A 25,332-nucleotide genomic window follows, 5' to 3' on the forward strand; every position below is an offset into this window, starting at 1 on the left:
CTACCGTTCACTGCTGCATAAGCAGACTAACACCTGAAATAAACACACATTATTCAGTTATAAAAATTCTCTTTCACAAGGCATTAGTCTCTTTTCAAAACATCATGTATAATGCGCGACAACAAACGTAGTCGCCTACTGTCTACATCCACTTTTCTTATTAGTTATTTATTAACGCGATATAAGCCTGAGCTTAGGGTTTTGCTTGTATTCGTTTAAGGTAGCCTTATAGAGTAAACACGAGTAACAAAGGGGAATGAGTATGCTTAATGCATTCCAGCTTAAAAACAGACAACTATCACGCTTGAGTGAAGATGAAGATTTAAAATCAGCCACTTGGATTGATTTAGTTGAACCGGAAGAAGACGACCGTCATCGTGTTTATGAACACCTCGGCCAGAACCTCGCTACCAGTATTGAACTTGACGATATCGAAGCATCCGCTCGTTTTTTCGAAGACAAAGACGGGCTCCATATTCACTCCTTTTTCTTTTTTGAAGATGCCGAGGATCATGCCGGTAACTCAACTGTGGCATTTACCATCCGTGATGATCGCCTGTTTACCCTGCGTGAGCGTGAGTTACCTGCGTTTCGCTTGTATCGCATGCGTTCCCGTTACCAAAAACTGAGTGATGGTAATGCGTATGAAGTGTTACTCGATCTGTTTGAAACTAAAGTTGAACAGCTTGCTGATGAGATCGAAAATATCTACAGTAAACTGGAAGAACTTGGTCGTGTCATCATGAAAGGCTCAGCACAAGAAGGTTATGATGAAGCTATCTCAACTTTAGCAGAGCTGGAAGATATCGGCTGGAAAGTGCGTCTGTGTTTGATGGATAGTCAACGAGCACTTAACTACCTGATTCGTCGTGCCAAGATGCCTGGTGATCAACTAGAACAAGCGCGCGAGGTTATCCGCGATATTGAATCACTGATTCCACATAACGAATCTTTATTTCAAAAAGTAAACTTCTTAATGCAGGCGGCGATGGGTTTCATTAATATCGAGCAAAGCCGTATTATTAAAATCTTCTCGGTTGTGTCAGTGGTCTTCCTGCCGCCAACAGTGGTTGCATCTGCTTATGGTATGAACTTTGACTTCATGCCGGAAACACACTGGAAATACGGTTATCCTTTTGCTATCGCCTTAATGCTGATGGCCGCTTTAGCGCCTTATATCTATTTTAAAATAAAGAAATGGTTATAAATAATTTCTTCAATAAAATCAATAACTTGAACTTATTAAGTTATTGATTTTATTTTAATTTCTGCTTTTTTATCTCCTTATTCCATTTAGTTATAACAATATAAAAACTCCGTATTAGACAATTTATTACTAAAGCTTAATAATCCATATTAAAGATTCACTATTGATAGACGTTATAAATATTGGTTTATCAATGAATATAATAGATTGAGGATTATATGGCATCACATATCATTGATTTTCTGATTTTAGGCAATAACTTTGGTACGCAGGAAATGCGTGACGTCTGGTCAGAAACTAATCGTTTACATAAACATGTCGCAATTGAAGTGGCGCTTGCTCAGGCAGAAGGCGAGCTTGGTGTCATTCCACAAGAAGCTGCGGAACAAATTGCCCGCTCTGCAAATGCGCAGGCGCTGGATATTACTGAAATTGCCAAAGAAGTTGCCAGAGTAAAACATTCCTTAATGCCAACCATTAATGCACTACAAAAGCAGGCTGGTGAAGCAGGGCAATATATTCACTATGGTGCGACGACTCAGGATATCGTTGATACAGGGACAGTATTGCAGCTTCAGGAAGCATTTAAGATTGTACTGCGTGATACACAACTCATCGCTATTGAACTTAAACGTTTAGCTAAAAAGTATCAATACCTGCCAATGGTTGGGCGCACACACGGAATGCAGGCACTGCCAACCACTTTTGGTTTTAAATTAGCAGTCTGGTTAGATGAATTTGTGCGTCACTTACAACGTCTCTATGAAATCAAAGATCGTGTGTTGGTTGGTAATATCAATGGTGCGATTTCAACTTATGCTTCTTTTGGTGAACAAGGACCAGAAGTAGAAGCCAGAACACTGGAAATTCTTGGTTTAAATACCCCAAATATTGGCTGGCAGTCAGCGCGTGATCGTTTCTCTGAATATGCGTCAGTTATCGCTCTAATCAGCGGAACAGTCGGTAAAATTGGCAATGAGTTCTACAATTTAATGCGCACAGAAATCAATGAAATTGAAGAGCCGTTCTCAGAAGGAAAAATTGGTTCTTCCACCATGCCGCATAAACGTAACCCGGCAGCACTTGAAGGATTAGCAAGTTTAACACCGCCTATCTTAAAAAGCGTTGCTTTGATTCATGAATCAATGAACGTTGAACATGAGCGTGATGCAATGAGCTGGCGAGCCGAATGGATTGCACTGCCAGAGATGAATATTTATCTTTCTGCACAGCTACAAATCACTCTTAACGTATTAAGAGGCATGAAAGTTAATGATAAACAAATGATCAAAAATCTGGAATTACAAAATGGCTTATTATTATCAGAAAAAATCATGTTTGAGCTGGGTAAACGTTTAGGTAAACAAACCGCTCATCACATTGTTTATGAATGTTCAATGCAGGCTTTTGAGCAAGATACACCATTTAAAACAGTACTTTTAAATCATCCGGCACTGCTTGAGCATTTGACTAAAGAAGAGCTGGAAGAGTGGTTAAACCCGGTTAACTACTTAGGTAGTGCGCCACAAAAGGTGGATGTTGTGATTGATTATGCAGACAAAACCGGATTACTAACTAAGGATGTTTTATGATTTTTCGTCAAATAACTCAGGCTGATAGTGAACTCTATCTCAACCTTATTCACGATGCTTATCAGTCGGTAGAGCAAATGGGAATTCACTTTGCTGCAGCAACAGCAGATTTAGACACGATCAAAAAGCATATTGATAGTAACGGTGTTTATGCAGTGCAAAAAAGTGGCAAAGTGATGTCTACGCTAAGTATTCGTTTTCCATGGGGAAATAACCCCGGGCCTTATGGACTGCCTCATTTAGGCTGGTTTGCTACTGATCCTGAACATAAAGGTGAAGGCTTTGGCCGCTTATTAATGGAATGGGTAGAGAGAAGCATTCTTATCGAACAGTTAAAGTTACCTGCTGTGACACTAGGTACAGCAGAAAGTCATCCGTGGTTGATTAAAGTTTATAAGCAACACGGATATAGGGAAATCGGTCAGGCAAATTTAGGACATGGTCATACAACCATCTATCTTGAGAAAGTGCTTGATCAGGGGCGTTATGAAGATTGGCAAAAAAGGAACAAAAAATGAAAAAGCAGATTACAGGACTTGTCATGTTAATGGGTGTAGTAGGCTTAGTTTTAGCCGGCTGTGATAACCAAAGTAGTGAAAATGCAGCAGCACAGTCAGAACAGACTCAGGTGTTAAAAATTGGCGCAACCGGGCAAAGTTATCCAAATAGCTTTAAACAAGATGACAAACTGGTCGGTTTTGATGTTGAAGTAACAGAAGCCATTGCCAATGAGCTTGGTTACAAAGTGGAATGGGTTAATGCTGAGTTTGGCGGTTTAATGGCACAGCTGGAAGCCGGTCGTTTAGATACAGTTGCTAATGCTGTAGCGGTGACTGAAGCGCGTCAACAACGCTATAACTTCACGATTCCTTATAGCTACTACGGTAGTCAGGTGGTAACCAATACCGCTAATACGGACATCAATACTTTAGAAGATTTACCTGGTAAAACGATTTCTGGCGTACTGGGTTCAAATCATATCAATGTGCTACGTAATGCGTTTCCAAATAATGAAGTGAATATCCGTACTTACGAAACCCGTGATGGTGCGATGTACGATTTAGTGTATAACCGTGTTGATGGGTATGTGAACTCAAAACCAATTCTTTTGGCAGAAATTAAACGTAATAATTTACCGTTTAAACTTGTTGGTGAGCCTTTGGTGATTGAAGAAGTCGCTTATCCGTTTGAGAAAAATGCACATGGTGATGAGTTACGCGCTAAGTTTAATCAGGCGATTGAAAAATTATCAGCAGAAGGCGTGATCTCAAAGATTTCAATCAAATATTATGGCGAAGATATTTCGTCTAAATAAAGTATAAATTGCTGTCAGTCGTTCCTGATAAGTAAACAATAAAATGGATGTAGTCATATGGACTTTCAATTTAGTTACTTTTTAAGCGTGTTTCCAAAGATAATTCCTTATCTGCCTGTGACGCTTTATATTTCAATCATCTCGATGATCTTTGCCATTGTTCTAGGTCTGATGATTGCATTAGTTCGTGTTGCAGCAAAAGGAGGCGTGCTTAACTATCTGGTGGCTGTGTATATTTCACTGTTCCGTGGCATTCCATCAGTGGTTTTATTGTTTATTATCTATTACGGTTTACCAAAGATTTTCCCTGGTTTTACTGCAATGGGAGCGATGACAGCAGCAATTATCTGTTTTAGTTTAAAGTTCTCCGCTTATTTGGCCGAGATTTTTCGAGCTGGTTTAGAATCAGTGGATCACGGCCAAAAGGAAGCGGGATTAACAGTTGGACTTAGTACATCACAACTTTATCGTCGCATTATTTTACCACAAGCATTTATCAATGCTTTGCCGGCAACAGGTAATACATTTACCTCGTTATTAAAAGATTCGTCAGTGGCGTTCTTTGTTGGTGTGCCGGAACTCCTTGCGGCTGGTAAGTTACTGACAACAGAATCATACCGATTTTTTGAAACCTATTTAGCCGTAGGCCTTGTATACTGGATGGTTGTGGTACTTTATTCATGGTTACAAAAGATTGTAGAACGCAAATTAACTGCCCCATACAGACGTTAATGGTCACTAAATTTAGGAGATGAACATGATTAAAGTACAAAATTTAGTGAAACAGTTTGGTCAAAATGTGGTGCTGTCAGATGTCAGTTTAGAGGTTAAACAAGGTGAGGTGGTTGCCATTATCGGACCTTCTGGCTCGGGTAAATCAACGTTGCTGCGATGTTTAAATCTGCTGGAAAAACCAAATCAAGGGCAGATTACGATTGATGATGTCACACTTAATGCGGCTAGCTATAGCCGTAAAGAAGAGTCAGCCTTACGTCATCAGTCAGCGATGGTTTTCCAGAATTACAACTTGTTTAAGAACAAAACGGCACTGGAAAATATCACAGAGGCATTGATTGTGGCTCAGGGAATGAAGAAAGCTGATGCTGAGAAGATTGGTTTTGAACTTCTTGAGCGTGTTGGACTACTACCGCAGGCACATCAATACCCGGTGACACTATCTGGTGGTCAGCAGCAACGCGTGGCGATTGCTCGTGCTTTAGCAGTTAAACCAAAAGTCATCTTATTTGATGAACCAACTTCTGCACTTGACCCTGAACGTGTACATGAAGTGTTACAAGTGATTAATCAGCTTGCCAAAGATGATACCACTATGATTATTGTGACCCATGAAATGGAATTTGCTAAGAAAGTTGCTGATAGAGTCATTTTTATGGCGGATGGTGTGATTGTGGAACAAGGCCCGGCACATGAGATGATTGAAGCGCCGAAGAATGAGAAAACTCAACGATTCCTGCGTCAACTTTCTGAATCAATTGAATTTAGTATCTAGATAATTAATTTTTCATTAAATGGATTTTATGAGGTTATGATGTCCGGTACTTTAGAACTCATTACGCTGATTAATCAAAGTCAGCCGTTAACTGATCCAAAGGTAAAAGCGGCAGCTCTTGCTGGTGTAATGGATTATTTCTCTTCCAGTCTACAGGCAAAAGATGAAATTCAGGTTCAGCAACTGCTGAATTGGATTGAGCAAGAGGGTGGTCATAATCACTTCTGGCTTATTGGTCAAAATCAAAAAGCGACAACCAGACAAGCAGCTCTGTTTAATGGCTTTCAGGCACACTTACTGGATTATGACGATGTTCATGCTGAGGTAAGAGGCCATCCATCAGCGGTAATTTTGTCAGCGCTGTTTAGCAGTATTGCGCAGGAACAAACAGATATTTCTGGTGAACGTTTCTTGTCTGCATATGTGATTGGTATTGAAGTGATGGCCAGACTGGCACTGGCGGTTGGTTCTGAACATTACGTCAAAGGCTGGCATAACACTTCAACCCTTGGTGGTATCGCCGCGACTGCAGCCATTTGTTATCTGCATCAATATGATTTTATGTCTCAGGCTTTGGCTGTTGCTGCAACTCAGGCATCGGGTTTACGCTTATTGTTTGGGACTTCGATTAAACCTCTGCACGCTGGTATGGCTGCTCAAAATGCGATTCAGGCGGTTGAATGGGTTAAAGCCGGACTTAGTGCTGAGTGTGATTTCCTCGATCCTAAAAGTGGTTTTTTGGCTGTTTATGGCAAAGATAAAGCAAAACTAAATTTATCTCATTGGGGTGAGAGCTGGAAGATAGTCAGCCCGGGTCTGTGGTTTAAAACTTATCCTTATTGCTCAGCGGCTTCTTACGTGGCGGATGCTGCTCTGGTTCTGGCCAGTACTATTGATGTCTCGGATATTCGCTCTATTGATATCATCTTTTCACCACAAGGTGACGAAGCACTGATTTACACCAAACCAGAGCTGGAAGAGCAGGGACGATTTTCTGCAGAATATATTACGGCACTGTTTTTATTAAACAAACAGGTTAGTTTCGCTGATTTTAAACCTGTTAAAGTCAGATCAGATGTAGCCGATTTGATGAAAAAAATACATCGTCGTAACGGGGTATCGACTGGTCGTCGTTTTGTCTGTATTGAAGTAACAAAACAAAATGGTCAGGTTATCAGTTATCAGGTGAATCAACCAAAAGGGAGTCCGGAAAATCCTTATACACAGCAAGAGATGTTTGCCAAGCTGGAACAAGCTCTTAACGATAAGCATAAAGCAGAGCAGTTCTACCACATTTTACAGCAATTACCGGATAATTCTGTGAGTCATTTTGTGCAACAAGTGGCTGAATTAATTTAGTTATCACTTAATAATATTTATATAATTATTTGACTTTATTGAATATTTTATTTTTTTAGGTGTAGCGAGATTTTCTCTTGATTGTTTTTCTTGGCTTGCCGCATTCTTCCTTTTAAGTGAATATCCATAATCCTGTTCGATTCGATCTCCGCTTATGTTATATTACCCGGCAATAATTTCTTTAAATGGTGACTATTGTTAAGCTATGGCAGAGTTGAGCTATCAGGAATTACTGCGTTATAACCGTCAGATTAACCTGAAAAATTTCGATATTGATAAACAACAAATCCTGAAAGACTCATCGGTTTTGATGATTGGTCTGGGCGGACTTGGTTGTGCTGCTGCGCCGTATCTGGTGACTGCGGGTATTGGCCATCTGACTCTGGTAGATTTTGATACGGTTTCTGTCACCAATTTACAACGGCAAATTCTACATACTGATGAGACGGTTGGTCTGTTAAAAGTCGATTCTGCCGAGAGTGCATTAAGAAAGCTCAATCCTTATGTAGAGTTCAGTAAAATCAATACGATGCTTGATGATTCAGACCTTAAAGAGCAGATTATAAAGCATGATATTGTGTTAGATTGTTGTGATAATTTGGCAACTCGTTTGCAGTTAAACCAGCTTTGTTATCAAACTAAAACACCTTTAATTTCTGGCGCAGCTATTCGTATGGAAGGGTTATTAAGTACGTTTTTGTATCAGCAGGATGAGCCTTGTTATCACTGCTTAAGCCTACTGTTTGGTGAAGAGCAATTAACCTGTGCAGAAGCAGGCGTGATGTCACCACTGGTTGGGATGATTGGTTCCATGCAGGCGATGGAAGTGATTAAAGTGTTGACTCATTATGGACAACCGCTATTCGGGCGACTATTAACTATCGATGCAATCACCATGCAGTTTAACGAACTCTCTTTGCCTAAATTCCCGAGTTGCCCTGTATGCAGCAAGTAAATCGAATCATTCTGGCACCGATGGAAGGGGTACTTGATGGCGCTGTGCGTGAGCTCCTCACTCAGGTTAACCAGTATGATTATTGCGTGACAGAATTTGTCCGTGTTACTGATCAATTGCTACCTAAAAAGACCTATTATCGTTTATGTCCGGAACTACAACATCAGGATAGTTTTCAGGGTAAAACTTTGTCTGGTACACCTATTCGGGTGCAACTGCTTGGTCAGTCCCCGGAGCATCTGGCAGCAAATGCTGTCAGAGCAATTGAACTTGGTTCTTTTGGGATTGACCTTAATGCCGGTTGTCCGGCCAAGACTGTTGTCGGTAGTCAGGGTGGGGCGTATCTGTTAAAAACGCCAGAGCTTATTTATCAAATAACCCGGGCTGTTCGTCAGGCAGTGGCTAAAGAGTTCCCTGTTTCAGTTAAAGTACGTTTAGGCTGGGATGATAAAAGCCTGTGCTATGAAATTGCTGATGCTGTTGAACAAGGCGGTGCGACCGAAATCACTATTCACGGGCGAACTAAAGAAGACGGATATAGAGCTGATCGCATTGACTGGCAAACAATTGGTAAAATTCAGCAAACGCTAAGTATTCCGGTTATTGCCAATGGTGAAATATTCTCAGTTCAGGCGGCACAGCAGTGTATGCAAGAAACTCATTGTCAGGACATTATGATCGGTAGGGGAGCACTAAATCTGCCCAATATCGCTAATATTATTCGACTTAATGAAGAGCGTTTAGCCTGGGATAAAGTATTAACTATTCTATATCGTTATGCACAGACCACTCAGGAACATCTGGAAAATAAACCTTTCTATCACTCATCTCGTATTAAGCAATGGCTTACTTATTTAAAAGTTGAATATCCGCAAGCAGTGACGTTATTGCAAGAAATCAGAACACTAAAAGCCCAACAAGAGATGATTGATGCTCTGGCTAAAAGAGTAGAACTATAATTATTTTTATTCGGATATCTTATTACTGAAAATTATATTTGTTGCTGTGATGTAAGAATAAATATCCCCTTGATTCTTTGCTACTAACGATTAGTCCAAATATATTCTGCTAATAAGAGCAATAACCCTCTTCAAACCCTTTTTATTTTTAATTTTGTAATTATTTGATTTTATTGAATATAATTAAGATATGGAAAAAAGGGTTATTTAATGGGAAGATATATCCGTTCTTTAAAAATCAGTCCTTAGAGAAAATTAAGCTCTAGTTCACTGCTGCATAAGCAGTTTAGAAATCCTCCAAGAGAGGAGAGGACAGGGTTTAAACGTTCACTGCTGCATAAGCAGTTTAGAAAAAATTAACAAGGGGAATGTTACAGCAGCTATCGTTCACTGCTGCATAAGCAGTTTAGAAATATAAAAAAAATATTAATTTCGGAATTTAATAGTTCACTGCTGCACAAGCAGACTTATATCACCAAATAAAAAAGCGCTGATTAACCAGCGCTTTTCTATTAACTATTACTTGGGAATCGTTATGGTTCCGTCACTTACTTGAATAAGATTCGCTGGTCTTGGTGATTGCAGAATTGGAGTGAAATTCTTTTCTGTGGCTGCTGGTGCAAATCCTGGTCTTAGCCCACCTCTTGGAACTGTATGCACCACCTGGCTGTCAGGCAAAGATGTCCCTTTAGTCAAGTTACTCCATAACCAGTCGGCAGCAGATTCACCATAATAATCAATCGAAAGTAGCGTATCATCAAATGGAATTTTAGCTTCAAAATAGCTGCTGTTGGTAATTTCAAAATAGCGTAATTTACTTGCTGAACCTTCAACATAGCTATTTAACGCCACATAAGGACGAGCAGAGTAATTTGGCAGTACCTGAGAATTATCACGACCATGAACAATAAAAGTTGTAATATGATTTAAATAACCGGAAGACAGAACCTGATTTAAACCTTCCTGTACGCGTGATGACTTCTGCATAGCCAAATCTCTTAAGCAGATAGCACCATCAAGATTATAATCGATACGATGAGTACTCGGTGACATAGTATAAAGTTCACGACGAGGACCTTCTTCACTGACATTACTGACCAGATCGATGGCAGAAATATCAATATTATGGATGACCGGAATAGTACCATTACCTTTTGACCAGAATGACTCAAAATCACCACGCGCTAAAGGTGCCAGTTTACCGTTATGCATAATGCGTTCCTGATCAACGCTGGCAATGCTATAGTCACAAAGGTTTTCTTCCACACCATAGCGCCCAAGAGAACTAATATATTTATAAGCGTATGACGAGTAGTTAGTAAAATATTGGAAAGCCAGTTGCTTATCCATCTCTGTTGTCCAGCCATATTGATGCAGTTTATCTAGTGACTCTTTAGCTTGTCCTTCCAGCGTATCAGAGGTTAATAAACCTTTTTCATACAGAGACTGACAACGTTCTTTAGCGAAGAACAGTTTCTCGGTAAATGGTGCATCACGATTTTCAACATTCTTGCCGACAGCCATCGTTGCACATGGCATAAAGAGATTTCCGTAAGTGGCATAATCGATCAGGGATCTTTGTTCAAGAGGAATGTTTTGCCCCTGATAATTTAGTGTTAACGGAATAACGTGTTCTGGTTGAATCTGAGGATTGACTGCTACAATACCATCGATTAGACCATTTTCATCCAGTTCACCCGCTTTTAACGCTGCACCGCCACCGTCACTGGCACCATACACGATAACTAAAGTATTCTCTTTATTAAAACGAATCTCTTGAGTTGGTGCAAATTCTTCATTGATTTGGTAGAACGCAAACTCGATCGATTTTAAAACGTATTCCCCCCATTTTGCTTCAGGGTTTTGCTGAGAATGGAGTTGTTTGACGGCAAAGCGATCCGGATAGTTAGCAATAAACTGATTACGATCAGCTAATGTTGGTTTGAACTGTAAATCGTTTTGGGCAGAATCCGCACGTTCCGTCTGACCATTAATTAAGTAGCCTTTATTGTTAGTTATATCAAAAAAGCCATTACCCAGGCCTTTATCAGTGTAAACCACAGCACAGTTCTTTTTGAGTCCCCATAAACCACGAATTTGTAGATCTTTAGCATCATATAAAGAAGTAGAATCACTGGCAGGGACAGCCACAATACAAGGATTTTGAGTATCAAAATCCAGCGGGATTTGTAACATCATGGCAACGTTTTCAGTACCTGTGCCATCATCCTGATAAGCAAGGAATTCAGTTCCGGCAACTTTACCATCAAATAGAGGGGTTAAACCGCTAAAACGGAAACCATACAGATATCCTTCACCCAAATGACTATTAATATAGCGACCTAAACGCAGTTGTCTGCGCTCATGCATGGTAGGACTTAATGGATTAGCAAATTTTAGTTCAGGCAGAGCCACAACCATTTTCGAAAATCCATAACCTGCGGTGACAAGATCATCTTTATCGCCATCATATTCAAAACGATCTTTCAGGATTAACCAGGCTGGCTGCACATTCAAATTTTTGGGTGCTTCAGACTGAAAAATAGGGCGATCATTATTGGCTAAAGTAATAGAAGAAAAACTCATACCTGCACAAATAGCACCGATGGCAAAAAAGAGAGAGGATCGTTTATTTTTCTGGTTGATTGACATATAAAATCTCTGACTGTTTAAATTAATCATTACGTTAACTATTATACTCTAATTAGAGTAAAGCCCAAAATGCGGAGATGATACTTTCCGCTAAACGTTTTTTCTGAACGCAAACACCGATATCAAACGGCTCTACTGATTTAGTTGTCCATTCGATAACGCGCTCCCGAATTCTGTCTGGACTATTATCCATTACTACTTTAGGCAGGAGCGCTACGCCACATCCAACACCTACCATCGATACGATCGCTTCATGACCGGCAACAGTGGCATAAATTTTAGGATTGATGATCTTTTGTTGTTTAAACCAAAGATCAATACGCTGACGGCTTGGACCATGTTCCGGCAGAATAAAAGGGATATTTTCCCAGTCTGGCTGCTGTAAATGAAGTTTATCGCTGAAGTTAGCACGTTGTTTTGGGATTAAAAGAACCATTTCAATTTCACCAATTTTAGCAAAATCAATACTGGCTGGTAATGATTTCGGTCTGCCAGCGATAGCCAGGTCTGCATCATTACTCTGGATCTTTTCAACCGCATCGGCCGCATCACCGGTGGTTAACTTTATTTCTACTGCCGGGTAATGAGCCCGGAAACGATCTAAAATATCTGGCAAATGGCTATAAGCAGCAGTTACTGAACAAAATAATCGCAGCTCACCAGCCAGTTGTTCATCGGACTTTTTTAAACTATGTGTTAGTTGTTGATAGTTAGTGACAGTCTGCTGGGCAAATAGCTTAAATTGTTGTCCGGCTTCTGTGATTTGCACTGAACGATTGTCACGAACGAATAACGGTTTATTGATCATCTCTTCTAGTCGCTGAATCTGCCTGGAAAGTGTAGAAGGGCTGACATGCATCGCTTTAGCTGTAACGCCAAAATGATGGCTTTCACATAGATGTAAAAATATTTTTAGATCACGAATATCCATACCAATCCTAATATTGCAATATTTGCAACATCATAATATTTTTGTGCCGATAAAAGCAATAAAATAGAAATAATCTGTAATTTTAAATCGTCATGTATTAAATATATTCAGAAATAAAATTTTGTAAGGTAAAAGTTACGATTAGTAATAAAAAATTCACTTTTTTACTTTATATGTTTTTCTTTTATTAACTTATTATTTTTCAAATAATTATATTTTTATTTTTTATTTTATAAGGAAGGTGCTTACTAAGTTAGTATGTGTTTAAAAACAGAATATAACTCTAATATTATTCAGCTGAAGTGGCTATTAGATTGATATTTGTAAGGATTTAGCATTCAATTATAATTTATGATTATAATTAAATTTATTGTTAATTATAAAGTTTTATCAATAAGTTAATTTTATAAAAAAACGTATTTTTGTCTTCTCGTTTTAAAAAAATACATTTAGAATGTAAGCCAATGTTAATTTATCATCTTTTATGTTAACAATTTTTATTCATTTACTGTTTTAGCTGTTAGAAATTGTAAGTTAGTTGTTATTAAACTAATGTATTGGATTGATTTTCTACAGGTTTGAATAATTATTTAAGACGGTTAAAACGATCGATGGTTAATGTTTTAATAGTTTTTATCTATATAAAGAAGATCGATTGATCGATACAAACGATTTTTTATTCACCGAGTGATGAAAGATAATGATTTCCAAATCATTTGATTTTTTTCATCATTTATTTGGTGAATATTAATAAATATCAATAAAAAAGCAAGAATGGATAGGTTTAAAAATAATGCAAAATAAAAACTGGAAGAAAGCCCTTCCCGGTCTGGGTATGGGTACGTTGTTTCTATTCGGCTCTTCTGTTGTCTACGCTCAGCTGGCTAAACAGCCAACGCTGGCGATCACAACTGATCAGTTCAATAATGAACAAAAACTAAACCTCAGCATTTACAATCCCAAATTAACGTTAACGTCAGCTGGCGTGTTCTCCATGCCGATGGGGCTGTATGTGTATTCTAACTACCCAACTAAAATTTCCAGTTATGCATTGACTATCTATCGCGCCAGTGACGCTGATAATGTTCAGCCATTAAAAGTGTTGCGCTTTAACGATGTCAGCCCTTATGAAGCGGTGATGTGGACCGGACAGATTGATACTGGTACCCTGTCGCCTAATACCCAATATAAAGTGATTCTGGAAGTGGAAGGTGAGAATGGCCGCCGCGACCGGGTTGCTCCCGTTTATTTTGAGACACTGGGCGTGAATAATCAGGCTCAGGAGTCAGATTTTGATGTCTATACCCGTGATGCAGAAGCGGGTTTTCGTTTTAGTGATCTGGCCGACAAACCCTATCTTTCTGAACGTGTGATCAATGGTCAGACGGTTCAGGTGGTTGATCTTTCCAAGTTATCTGCGATGTCAGAAGAAGAGCAACAGCAGTTCTGGAATAGTGCCGTGATTCAGGTCAGACCACACGAGATCAATAATGCTGATTTTGCCAAAAGTGAACAACCAGTTACAGCGCAAACAACTACCCGTGCAACAAATACTAATGACGCTTTACTGCGTGGTCAGTTACGCGACAGTGCGGAGATCCCGGGCTTTGGGATCAATCGTGTAGAGCAGCAGGGCATTGTGACCTCCGCGCAGGACAGAACCATTGTGGTGCAGATGGCCGGTCTGGAAGGCAAGCAGGACGTGATGCTGAACGGTGAGCGCCTGATGGTGGATAACCGCGGTCGTGCCATGCGTGAAGTGGTGCTGTCACCGGGTGAGTATGATTTTAACCTGAGCTGGCTGGATGAGAATGGCGAGCGCCACACCCAGCAGGACAGTTTAGTGATTGAGAAGTCCAATGACTTCTTCTTTGTCGGGATGGCAGAAGTCACCTGGGCACAGAATAAAGTCAGCGGCGACGGTAAAATGATTCTCGAAGATGCGGATGCGCATCACTACCGTGGCACTGGCAGCTGGGATGGTCGCGTGCAGTTCTACCTGAAAGGTAACATGGACGAGTACCGCATTACCGCCCACTTAGATACCACCGAAACCAAATTAAAAGATGCATTTGGGCGTATTGGTGACCGCGACCCGCGTCGCTTTACCCGTGAGTTAGATCCAAATGCCTACTATCCCATCTTTGGTGATGATTCCACCGTTGAGAATGACGTGGACACCGAAGGTAAATTCTATGTGAAGCTGGAGAATGGCAAAAACTACGCGTTATGGGGTAACTACAACACCCAGATGACCGGGACTGCATTTTCTGACTTTAACCGCAGCCTGTACGGTGCCAAGATTTATCACGAGAGTGAAGCGACCACCAAATTCGGTGATACACGCAGTTATGCGGCGCTGTTTGGCGCGACCGGAGATACCCGTGGTAGCCACAATGAGTTCTCCTCAACCGGTGGTAGTCTTTATTTCTTAAAACATCAGCGTGTGACTGAGGGCACTCTGAAGTTAAGCGTGGAATTACGTGACCCGAACACGGGACGCGTGAAGAGCATCCAAACGTTAACGGAAGGTGTGGACTTTGAAATTGATAACTTCCAGGGGCGTATCTTACTGACTAATCCATTACCGATGACCGCGAACAGTGGTACCGGTGGCAGTATTATCTCCGGCGGCAGCTTACTGAACGGCGATAACGTCTGGCTTGTGGCCGATTATGAGTATTACTCTGACGGCTTTGATATGGAAGAGCAGAAAGTGTTTGGTGCGCGGGCGTATGGCTGGGTGAATGACTACATTCGTCTGGGCGGTAGCTATGTGCATGAAGACCAGGCAACCGGTGAGTCGTATCAGTTACAGGGTGTGGACTTAATTGTGCGTCCGCTACAAGGCACGCATACCCATGTGGAATACGCGACGTCAGATGCGAGCAGCAATGATATCTATGTCTCCAGCAATGGTGGTTTAGGCTTCAGTAAAGTGAGCTTAGGGGATAACACCAAAGGGGCGGCATGGCGTATTGAGCAGGAAGCCGACTTTAATGAATACTTTGAGAGTGAAGTGCCGCTGAAATTCAAAGGTTACTACTCCATGAAGCAACAGGGCTTCTCATCGTTCTCGACCGCGCGTGACAACGACCTTGAGGAATGGGGTGCAGAAGTTCGTTATGACTTTGAACAGGATAAGAGTGGGTTCTTACTGAGTTATACGCGCGAAGAAGAGAAAACCTTACACCTTGAAAAGATTGCCCGTGCGCAGTATTTCGCGAGTTTAGGTGAAAGTCTGAAAGGGGCAGTTGAGTTACAAGACCGCCGTGAGAACAGCTACAACGGTGCTGGTGAGACAAGAGAAAGTCTGGCTGCCGTGAAGTTAGAAACGGAGCTGTTTGAAGGTCGAGATAAGGCTTACATCATTCAACAGGTTACGCTTGATAAACGCGGTGATGTCTCAGACAACAACAAAACGACGGTCGGTTATCAATCCCAAATCACTGACAGCCTGAATATTGGTGCGGAAGTATTTGGCAGTAACCGTGGTGCCGGTGGTGGTGTATCCGCCGCGTGGGACATGAACGAACGTGCCAGCGTGTACACCAAAGTGATGAATGATATCGACTCCAATGCGGGTCGCGGGATTACCACGACAGTGGGTACCAATGTCAAAGCGACCTCACAGATGGATATCTACAGTGAGCGTCAGTTCAAGAGTCAAAACACACAACGTTCCACGTCAGATGTGTATGGGGTGAAGTTTAAACCAACGGACAGTCAGTATATTGATGCGTCTTACAGTACTGGGCAGGTCAATTACCGTAACTCCGGTTCAACCACACTCACCGGTAACAACGACACCAAACGTGATGTGTATTTGCTCGGCTACGGCTTCAAGAATGACTGGTTCCAAATCCGTAACAAGTTAGAGTACCGCTGGGAGCGGGGCAATGGTGAGACGGTGAAACAGTGGGTGTCCACCAACCGTGCCAAGACGATAGTGAGTGAAAACTTCAGCTGGTTAGGTCAGTTTGATATTGCTAAAACGACCGGCAGCAATGACGTGGTGAATGACTTCACCGAAGCTGCAGTGGGCTTTGCGTATCGTCCGATGGAGATTAACAACCTGAACCTGTTTGGTAAGGTGACGTACATTCGTGGTGTTGATCCGGAAGACCAGCTGATTGCCAATACCGGCAGCAGCGGGACGACCAGTTACTACAGCAGTCAGTATGACCAGAAGAGCTGGGTGTTTGCCCTTGAGGGTGTGTACGAGTTCAACCAGTACTGGGAAACCGCGTTTAAGGCGGCGCACAGAGAAGGTTACCTGCGCTATAAAGGCGAGAGTGAGTGGTTCTCTTCCGGTGCAAGTTTATATGCTGCGCGTGTGAACTTTAACTACGCTGACTTTGAATATCAGGTGGAGTACCGCACGCTCAGAACGAGTTTAGCGGATGACCATAAGGACGGTATCGTGACGAGTATCTACCGTAACTTAGGTGACAATGCCAAGATAGGTATTGGTTATAACTTCACGGAATACAATGATGATTTAACGCGTCTGAACTATGATGCGAAAGGCTGGTTTATCAATGTGGTAGGGAGTTTTTGATGATGAAAAACAAACTTAAAGATTACACATCAAAATACGAAAACAACATATTGAAAGAGAATAAAGTGAGAGAGACTGTGATGCGAAAAGATAAAAATATCAGCACACGAATACGGCAAACACTAAGTGCATTTTTATTAGGAATGATGGCTATTGGTACTGCTAGTGCAGCACCAATTTCAGGAAAGGTTTATCTGGATTATGATAATACGGGTAGTAGTCCAAATGCTCCATTATCAGGCATTACTGTTGAGGTTTTAACAAGTAGTGGTGCTCCTTTAGCTACACCATTAACAACGACAACAGCTGCTGATGGTAGTTATTCTTTTAATTCAACACAAATTTTAACGAGTAATACTTATAAAGTTAAAGCGTCAACAGCCAATAGTGAAACAATAGATCTTTCGGTTACTATTCCAAGTGCGAGTGGTGTTTCAGGCCAAAACTTGTTCTTAAAAGGAAATGGTGGTGATATTTCTATTCTGGTACAGAGTACAAAACCAACGACTGTTGTGTTAAAAGATATTCCTGTCTCTGTTTCTGCACCAAGTCTGAGTGGTTTTTCTTACCCAAGCAGTACAACCGGGTATGTGTACTTAAGGAATACGCTACAAGGTGAGACTTATACTATTTCTACTGATGCAGATGACTTTATTAGTAATACTTCTAACAGCGGTAAAAACTATGCCCTTTGGAGTACCTCTCTAAACGGGACCGAAGTTCTGGCAGATAATGTCAATCTAACTATGTCAGGCACTGCACAAAACGTCACATTCAATGCACGTGAACGTAATGAATGGGGCGCGAATGGTCTTGTTGCAGTCGATCAGGACGGTAATGGTTCATATGGCTTTGGTATTGATACCGGTGTAGCAGGTTTTCAGGTTGCTTTATATTATCGTGGTACAACAACGCCTGTTGTAGGTCAAACGACTAAAACGACGAATGATAAAGGTGAATATCAATTTGAAAATTTACCACTAGGTGACTATACCGCTAAAGTATTAAATATGGCGTCTCCGTGGGAATTTATTTCTGGCATTACGGCGGAACAAAATTTTTCTGTGAGTTTAACAAGTGGTAACCCTCTTGCATTTAACTATCTGATTCAAGTATCAAGTTCTGATACAACACTTCCTGGCATTTCTGGTTATGTGTTTGCATTTGATGCAACGCAAAAACCGGTCAGAGGTCCTGATAGTGGTGCTGCAGGAAACTCATCTCCAACAACAAGCGGCGTTCGTTTTGCAACGCCTGTAACACTATTAAAACATGATGGCACAAGCTGGAATGCCGTTTCAACTTTAACCTCTAATACTAATGGTAGCTATAGTTTTAAAGGATTAGTATCTGGTGGCGATTATAAAGTTCAAATTAGTGAGTCAGGTATTAATACTTCTTTATATACCTTTATTGGTGATACAGATGGGAAATCAACTTATCGTTCTGTGACCTTATCTTCAAGTGCAACAGAACAAATCAAAGGTAAAGAGATTGTTTTTGTTAATCTAACGTCAACTAAAACAAGTCAAAACTTCTGGTATTCAGAGATAAAAGCAACCAACGTTACAGGTATAAGTACTTTCAAGACTATTAATGGTATCTCGACGTGGGGTGGTAATAGTAATGGGGTTGTGGCTGTATCAATGGCGGGCTATTTTACGGCTAAGGTCTATGAAGAAGATGGGCTTACTCCTGCACTAAAAAGTAATGGCACGCCAGTACCACAGTATGTTTATCGTACTTTGGCTTCACCATATGCCACGAATACTTATGTTTCAATACAAACTGATCATGCAGCTTTATATGTTATTAAAGATATCGTTCCAGATGTGACAGCGGTTGCAGTTACAACATCGACTTATTTTTATGCTCGACCAGGTGGTTCTTCAGAAGATGTCTTTTCACTGAGTTTTGCTCCAGCAAACGTGAATAATGTGAGTGGTCGAGTTTACTTTGATAAAAACGGTGATAATACCTATGTAAGCAGTGATGATATTGCTATTTACTCAGCACAAATTCGCTTAGATCGCTTGAGTGCGTCTGGTTATGTTACTGTCTCTCGTATGGGTACTGATACTAATGGTATCTATAATTTCACAAATCTACCTGATGGTGATTATCGTATTGTGGTTGAAGCAATTACTACCAATAGTAATATTAACTCAGCGGATTTCGTGCTCAGTGGCAACAGTATGGGAACGACTAATAACTGGGTGACAACGACGGTTACTGGTGGTGTTAACTCTTCGACTAATGATGTTTGGTATAGTAATACCAATACTGAACATATTATTAAAGGTAATGTGTATCTGGATAGTCTATATAATGATAACATCCTACAAACAGCATTATCTAATGGTACGAATGACTTTTCGTTCTGGGGCGTAGAACTTTTATTATGCCAAACAACCAATGAAGCGGATTGTGTACCGGGTAATCCTTCAGTTGTGTTTACAACACCTAAAACTCTCAGAAATGGTGCTTATGAGATTAAATCATCAGATGTATCAGGTGGTATTTTAGATGGCGTGGATTATATCCTTAAGCCTTATAGAGCAGATTCAACAGCGCTAACCAACTCTTCACAAAAAGCGTTCTATCCAATTGTTTTCAGTGCAGGTGATGCACCATTTAAAGCCGAATTCTTGATGAAAGGTAATGCTCAGGGTGATTATCATATTGTCGCATGGAATGATATCAATGGTGATCGTTCTCTTGGCAGTAGCGGTGGTACAGAAAGAGAGCGTAACTGGGGTCAGTTTGCACTTTATTATCATGATGGGGCCAGTTATCAACTTTGGGCAAATTTTGGATTATTATTCTGGAGTAACTACCCAATTCAAAATTTACCTGAGGGTAAATATAAAATTGAGTACATTGGCAGTACTAGCTTAGTGATGCCGATTGCAGACCCTGATACCTCATCAGCAGTGGGTGTAATTGAGTTCTCTGTTGATGCAAGTGGTACTATTTCTGATGGTCTTGGTACACAACCTCGTTACTTTATGGTTGCAACAGAGGGAGTTGTTAAAGGTGCAACTGAGGGCTTATCAGGTAGTATCTATCTTGACGTCGCTGGTTCAGGTGTAAAAGATGGTTCATCTGTCTTATTACCAGCCTCAGAACTTGTGGGTACAACTTTAGAAGGTTTCTATACTCCACGTTTATATCCTAATTATACTTATGGTGAGGCAGCGGTATTAGCATCGCCTGACTTTATTGATACAAATGTAGCAAGTACCAATAGATTTGTATTTAATGCTGCTAATTCACAGCATTCAAATACCGGTAAGTTATATATAACTAACTATTTAGCACAACTTAAAAACTTACCTGCTAAATATGAAATTATTGCTAATAGTGGTCAAGCCAAAGGGAACTATTTATCTTCTACTATTAAAAATGATCTAAGTTTCATGCAAGTGACTCCGACACTAACAGGTGCGCCAGATCAATACTATTTAGTGAAAATGGTTACGCCATCAACGATATCAGGAAAACTTTTCTATGATATTAATGGTAATGCGACTTATGAATCAGGCATTGATGAAGAGATTAGTGGAGTACGAGTCGAGTTGTATGCAGCAGGCACTAGCACGTTAATCTCTTACGTGATTACAGATTCTCATGGTGATTACAAATTCAATAACTTATTTGATGGTTTATATGATGTTAAAGTAACCCCAGTTGGTCTAAATACAGCCAAATATGAGTTACTATCACCAGAAAAAGCAGCAAATATCACAATTAGTAGTGGTAATCCGAATGAGTCAGATGTTGACTTCATCTATAACAAAATTGGTGATGCTTCAATTTCTGGTTATGTCATGCTGGATATGAATAATAACGGTGTGATTGATATTGACTATAATAAGATGGGAGACCTTGCATTATCAGGTCTTACTGTTGAATTATATAAAACAGCAGCGACAGGAACTCCAGTTGCAACAACAGTCACTAATGCTAAAGGTTATTATCAATTTCCTAAACTTGATTTAGATACTGATTACTTTGTTAAAGTGATCCCGGGTACTGGTTATGGTGTTATTTCTAATACCAATACTGTTGGCAGTAAAACAAGTGATGTCTTAGACAAGATTTCGATTGGTTCAACTGCAGTATCTGTAACTAGCCAGTCATTCTTATTAGCAGGTAACTCAAATAGCAATCCTTCTGGGGGGATTAGTAATCCGGCAGCGCAAAATAGTGGTATTTCAGGTTTTGCGTATCAAGATGGAACGACTACGCCAATCAGTGCATCGGTAATGATCTCTCTTTATGACAGTAGTAATGTAGAAGTCGCTCGTCAATATACTGATGCTGGTGGAAAATACCAATTCTATAACCTGCCAAATGGTACTTATACTGTTATGGTGAGTAGTTCTGTGAGCGGTTTTGCGTTAAGTAGTAACTCAGCAGGGACAACACCATTTGATACGATTAGCAGTATTGCATTAAGTGGTAGCGGTAGCAGTAATAATAACTTCTTCTATAAAGAATCGAGTATTGTCGGGATTACAGGTGAAGTGCGTGTAGACTTTGCTAATGATAATACTTCAATGACTTTTGATGGTAATGATCATCCATTAAGTGGTGCAAAAGTAGAATTATATGAAGGATTAAATGCAGCAGGTACTGCGATCAACTCAGCAACAGCATCCACAACAGGTGCTTATGCGTTCCCTAATTTACTTTATGGTATTGATTACTCAGTCAAAATTGATATGAGTAGTATTACTGACTATGCATTTAAACAAAGTACAGCAGGATCTGCAGCAACGGATATCATTATTAATGTTCCGGCACTGGTAAAAGCAGGATCTGAAAATAATAATTATTTAGTCATCGGTAAACTGAACATTGACGGTAAAGTGTGGATTGATGCTGACGGTGATTTAGTTCAGGGTACTTCAGAGCTGCTTGATGGTGTGACGGTCAATCTGAACTATAAAGCCCCGGGCGCAAGCAATTACTCTCTGCTTAAATCCATGACAACAGGGACCAGTCCTGCCACAACTGGTCAGTATCTGTTCAGTTCATTACCGAAAGGGACAGATTATCAGGTTGTTGTTGACGGTACGTCAACTGTCCTTGCAGGAACGTCACTGATAGCGGATTCTGGCGCTGGCAGTATTGCAAATAATACTGATACGTTTACTTATGATGGTCTGGTGACAGACAGTACAGGTAGCAGCACGGCTTACCAATATAACGGCAGTGTGAGCGGTCAATTCATCATTGACGTGGACGGCAATAATGCGTATGTGTCGGGTGCAGATGATGTGTTTGCGGGCGTGGATGTGACGCTGAGTGCGACGATTAACAGTGTGCTGGTGACAAAAACGGCCACCACGGATACAGACGGTAAGTTCAGCTTTGATAACCTGCCAATTGGCAACTGGTCACTGACAACGGCGGCAACGCAGACGGTAGCAAACTGGTCAGATTACACACTGGGCTTTGTGAAGAGCAGTGCGGGTACGACCGTGACAGGGACAAGTGGTTTACCACTGAGTGTGGCGATTACAGCGACTGATACGACGTTTACTGGTATTGAAGCGGGCTATAAAGGGTCGGCTAAAATCAGCGGGTATATCGTGATAGATATGGACCCAAGTGACGGGGGCAATGCGGTAACAGGGACAGATACGCCAGTGGCCTCAGCGACGGTGACACTGGGCTCGGCCACAGCGGGCTTTGTGAGCCGTACCACGACGACGGATGCGTCAGGTTACTATGAGTTCACGGGTCTGTCTGCTCATACGTATAAAGTGACGGTGGATACGAGCAGTTCAACAGACTTTGCCGGTCATGTGGTGAGCTTTGACCCACTGGGCACCACGGTCAGTACGGTGGATTTAGCGGTAGCAACCCCGGCGACAGTACTTTCGACTCAGGACTTTGGTTACAAGAGTAACGGCAGTTTAGCAGGTTACATTTACCGTGACCTGGGTGGTGAGGGAACTCGCCATGCCGCGGTGGATGATAAGATGGCCGGTGTGCGCGTGAAAGCGACGCAGGGCAGTCTGATTCGTTACTCGAATGTGACCGTGGCCGATGGTGAGTACAAGATTGAGAACTTACCAAGTGGTCTGTGGACGGTGGAATTAGATACCGCGACCTTACCGGCGAATATCAGCTACAGCTATATCACTGACCTGTTTGGTGAGACGGCAACGGTGGTGGTAAACGGCGCTGAGGTGGAGATTAATCCAACGGCGGCAGCACGTGCAGCGGTACGCGGTGCGACGGTAAGCTTTGGTGTGAGAGCGGCAGCGTCTATCAGCGGACAGGTTGTGATAGATGTGGATGACCAGGACCCGTTACCACCGGCAGCGGCAACGGTCACCGCCTCTGATATCGCGATTGATACAACAGGCTTCTACCCGGGTTACAGTGTGAACCTGTATGTGGGTAGTACATTAGTGTCAACGCAGGCAGTCAGCAGTGGTGCATACAGCTTCACGGGGTTAAGTGATGGTGTGGCCTATATTGTTGAAGTGTTATCGCCGGCGAGTGATTACATCAACAGCTTTGCGACAGAAAGTACCGACAGCGGTGTGACCGCGGGTGCGGTGGTGAATACGGCCGCGAAGATGTCGCGTACGTATACCTTAGCGGCCACGGCAACCAGTGCGACTGACAGTCACTTCGGCTGGAAGGGTGCGGGCGGTATCAGTGGTAATGTGTTCTGGGATGCGGATGATAACGGCAGTTACAGCAGCAGCGTGGACAGCGATGTGGGCAGTGCCTTAACGGTGACGTTAACTCACGGTAGTGGCAGCGTGCCGGCGGTGAGCAGAACGATTGCCAGCGGCAGTACGGATTACAGTGCCACGGGCTTACTGCCGGGCAGCTGGACCGTCACCGTCACGGGTGTTCCGTCAACGTTTAAAGCCAGCTTTGACCCGGATAATGCATTCAGTGCGACCAGTCTGGTGCCAAATGCCGATAAAGACAAAGCGACCATTACAGTAGGCGGCAGTACGCTGACGAACCAGCACTTTGGTTACGTACAGGGTGGTGTGCTGTCAGGTGTGGTATTACATGACGCCAATGCCACCGGCAGCTTTGACCCGTCGTCTGATGGGGTGGAAGTGGTGGAATTATCCTTACTGGATATGACCCACAGTCCGGTACTGGACAGCAGTGGTAATGCCATCACGATTACAACGAGCAGCAGTGGTGAGTTCAGTCTGCGTAACTTAGACCCGTCAGTGGATTATAAGTTACAGACCAGGTTTGGTTCGGCGGCGAACAGTGGTTGTCGTCTGGCGGAGATGGAGCCGAGTTATGACTCCGAAGTCGGGGCGGTCAGCTTGTCTTCACCGGTATCGAGTACGGTGGATGTGACGGCAGAGACCCATACGGTCGTTGCAGCGATTAGCAGTGCACCGAATAATGAGATTGCCTCAACAGACCTGCACTTTGGTTATCGTGCGGCGGGTGGTGATTTAACTATCCACAAAACGGTGCTGAAAGACAACGTGGTGGTGGGTGATATCGTGCCTTACACGATTACGATTGAGAACAACAAAGCGACGACGGCGTTTAACGTGACAATTAAAGACCTGATTCCGGCCGGCTTTAAGTATGTGGATGGGTCTGCCCGTCTGGACGGTGTGAAAATCGCTGACCCGACAGGTGCACGTCCGGTATACTTTGGTCCGATGGACATTGGCGGCAGTGGTGCGGTGAGTGGTGTGCCAAGTAAACGTACCTTAAGCTATATGCTTGTTGTGGGTGCGGGTGTGACGCAGGGTGAATACACCAACGTGGCGACGGCACTGGACCGCACAGGAAACACGGCATCGAACACGTCGCAGGCGACGGTGACGGTGACGAGTGACCCGCTGTTCAATGATGCGCTTATCTTCGGTAAGGTGTATGTTGACCGCAATGGCAATGGTGTGCAGGACGCTGGTGAAGAAGGCATTGGTGGAGTGAAACTGGTGACGGCACGGGGTGAAATCATTACGACAGACAGTCAGGGTCGTTATCACTTAACGGGTGTGGATGGCGGACGCTGGGAGCGTGGCACGAACTTTGTGCTGAAGCTTGACCCGAGAAGTTTACCGGAAGGGTATCGTGTGAAAGGGCGTAACCCGCAGGTAGTGAGACTGTCGCCGGGTCTGCCGAGTAAGATAGACTTTAAGGTCGAAGAGAAGTAATAAACCCTCCTTCAGGCTACTGGTAGAGATGCCGGTAGCCTGATTTTTATAATCTTTTGATTATATATAAAAAATATTAGCTTTTATCAGGCTAATTATTGCAAGGTCATGACTGAG

Annotated in this window: 13 protein-coding genes; 11 read left to right on the forward strand and 2 right to left on the reverse strand. The window is 42.1% G+C overall.

Annotation, left to right across the window (positions count from 1 at the left end):
* Nucleotides 1–262: 262 nt before the first annotated feature.
* From corA to dusC, 9 genes are all read left to right on the forward strand, one after another.
* Nucleotides 263–1,207: a magnesium/cobalt transporter CorA gene (corA, locus tag IPMB12_RS05740; protein WP_166915811.1), complete on the forward strand. Its 945-nt coding sequence runs from the start codon at nt 263–265 to the stop codon at nt 1,205–1,207.
* A gap of 218 nt (nt 1,208–1,425) precedes the next feature.
* A complete protein-coding gene (purB, locus tag IPMB12_RS05745; protein WP_166915827.1) occupies nt 1,426–2,799 on the forward strand; it encodes an adenylosuccinate lyase in 1,374 nt (457 codons plus the stop codon).
* Entirely contained in the window at nt 2,796–3,317 is a 522-nt protein-coding gene (locus IPMB12_RS05750; protein WP_166915829.1) for a GNAT family N-acetyltransferase, read from the forward strand. Before purB ends, IPMB12_RS05750 begins: the two co-directional genes overlap by 4 nt.
* Entirely contained in the window at nt 3,314–4,114 is an 801-nt protein-coding gene (locus IPMB12_RS05755; protein ID WP_166915831.1) for an amino acid ABC transporter substrate-binding protein, read from the forward strand. The genes IPMB12_RS05750 and IPMB12_RS05755 overlap by 4 nt, the downstream gene beginning before the upstream one ends.
* 57 nt (nt 4,115–4,171) lie before the next feature.
* Nucleotides 4,172–4,846, forward strand: a complete 675-nt coding sequence (locus IPMB12_RS05760; protein WP_166915833.1) for an amino acid ABC transporter permease — start codon at nt 4,172–4,174, stop codon at nt 4,844–4,846.
* Between the two features lie 25 nt (nt 4,847–4,871).
* Nucleotides 4,872–5,624 (forward strand): amino acid ABC transporter ATP-binding protein, encoded by a 753-nt coding sequence (locus IPMB12_RS05765; protein WP_166915835.1) that lies wholly within the window; start codon nt 4,872–4,874, stop codon nt 5,622–5,624.
* Between the two features lie 36 nt (nt 5,625–5,660).
* Nucleotides 5,661–6,983, forward strand: a complete 1,323-nt coding sequence (locus IPMB12_RS05770; protein WP_166915837.1) for an MmgE/PrpD family protein — start codon at nt 5,661–5,663, stop codon at nt 6,981–6,983.
* Nucleotides 6,984–7,188: 205 nt separating this feature from the next.
* Nucleotides 7,189–7,938, forward strand: a complete 750-nt coding sequence (locus IPMB12_RS05775) for a molybdopterin-synthase adenylyltransferase MoeB (RefSeq protein WP_166915839.1) — start codon at nt 7,189–7,191, stop codon at nt 7,936–7,938.
* Nucleotides 7,926–8,897, forward strand: coding sequence for a tRNA dihydrouridine(16) synthase DusC (dusC, locus tag IPMB12_RS05780; RefSeq protein WP_166915841.1), 972 nt, complete (start codon nt 7,926–7,928; stop codon nt 8,895–8,897). The genes IPMB12_RS05775 and dusC overlap by 13 nt, the downstream gene beginning before the upstream one ends.
* Nucleotides 8,898–9,416: 519 nt before the next feature.
* Here dusC and IPMB12_RS05785 read toward each other — a convergent pair.
* Together IPMB12_RS05785 and ilvY are read right to left on the reverse strand one after the other, a co-directional pair.
* Nucleotides 9,417–11,549: a 3-hydroxybutyrate oligomer hydrolase family protein gene (locus tag IPMB12_RS05785; RefSeq protein ID WP_166915843.1), complete on the reverse strand. Its 2,133-nt coding sequence runs from the start codon at nt 11,547–11,549 to the stop codon at nt 9,417–9,419.
* A 52-nt stretch (nt 11,550–11,601) separates the two neighbouring features.
* Nucleotides 11,602–12,480: an HTH-type transcriptional activator IlvY gene (gene ilvY / locus IPMB12_RS05790; RefSeq protein WP_166915845.1), complete on the reverse strand. Its 879-nt coding sequence runs from the start codon at nt 12,478–12,480 to the stop codon at nt 11,602–11,604.
* Nucleotides 12,481–13,273: 793 nt separating this feature from the next.
* Here ilvY and IPMB12_RS05795 point away from each other — a divergent pair.
* Complete coding sequence (locus IPMB12_RS05795; RefSeq protein ID WP_166915847.1) at nt 13,274–17,041, forward strand: hypothetical protein; 3,768 nt, start codon at nt 13,274–13,276, stop codon at nt 17,039–17,041.
* Complete coding sequence (locus IPMB12_RS05800; RefSeq protein ID WP_166915849.1) at nt 17,041–25,215, forward strand: SdrD B-like domain-containing protein; 8,175 nt, start codon at nt 17,041–17,043, stop codon at nt 25,213–25,215. The genes IPMB12_RS05795 and IPMB12_RS05800 overlap by 1 nt, the downstream gene beginning before the upstream one ends.
* The last annotated feature ends 117 nt before the right edge of the window (nt 25,216–25,332 follow it).

Origin of the sequence: Zophobihabitans entericus, from assembly GCF_011745665.1 — a bacterium.
GTDB lineage: Bacteria > Pseudomonadota > Gammaproteobacteria > Enterobacterales > Orbaceae > Zophobihabitans > Zophobihabitans entericus.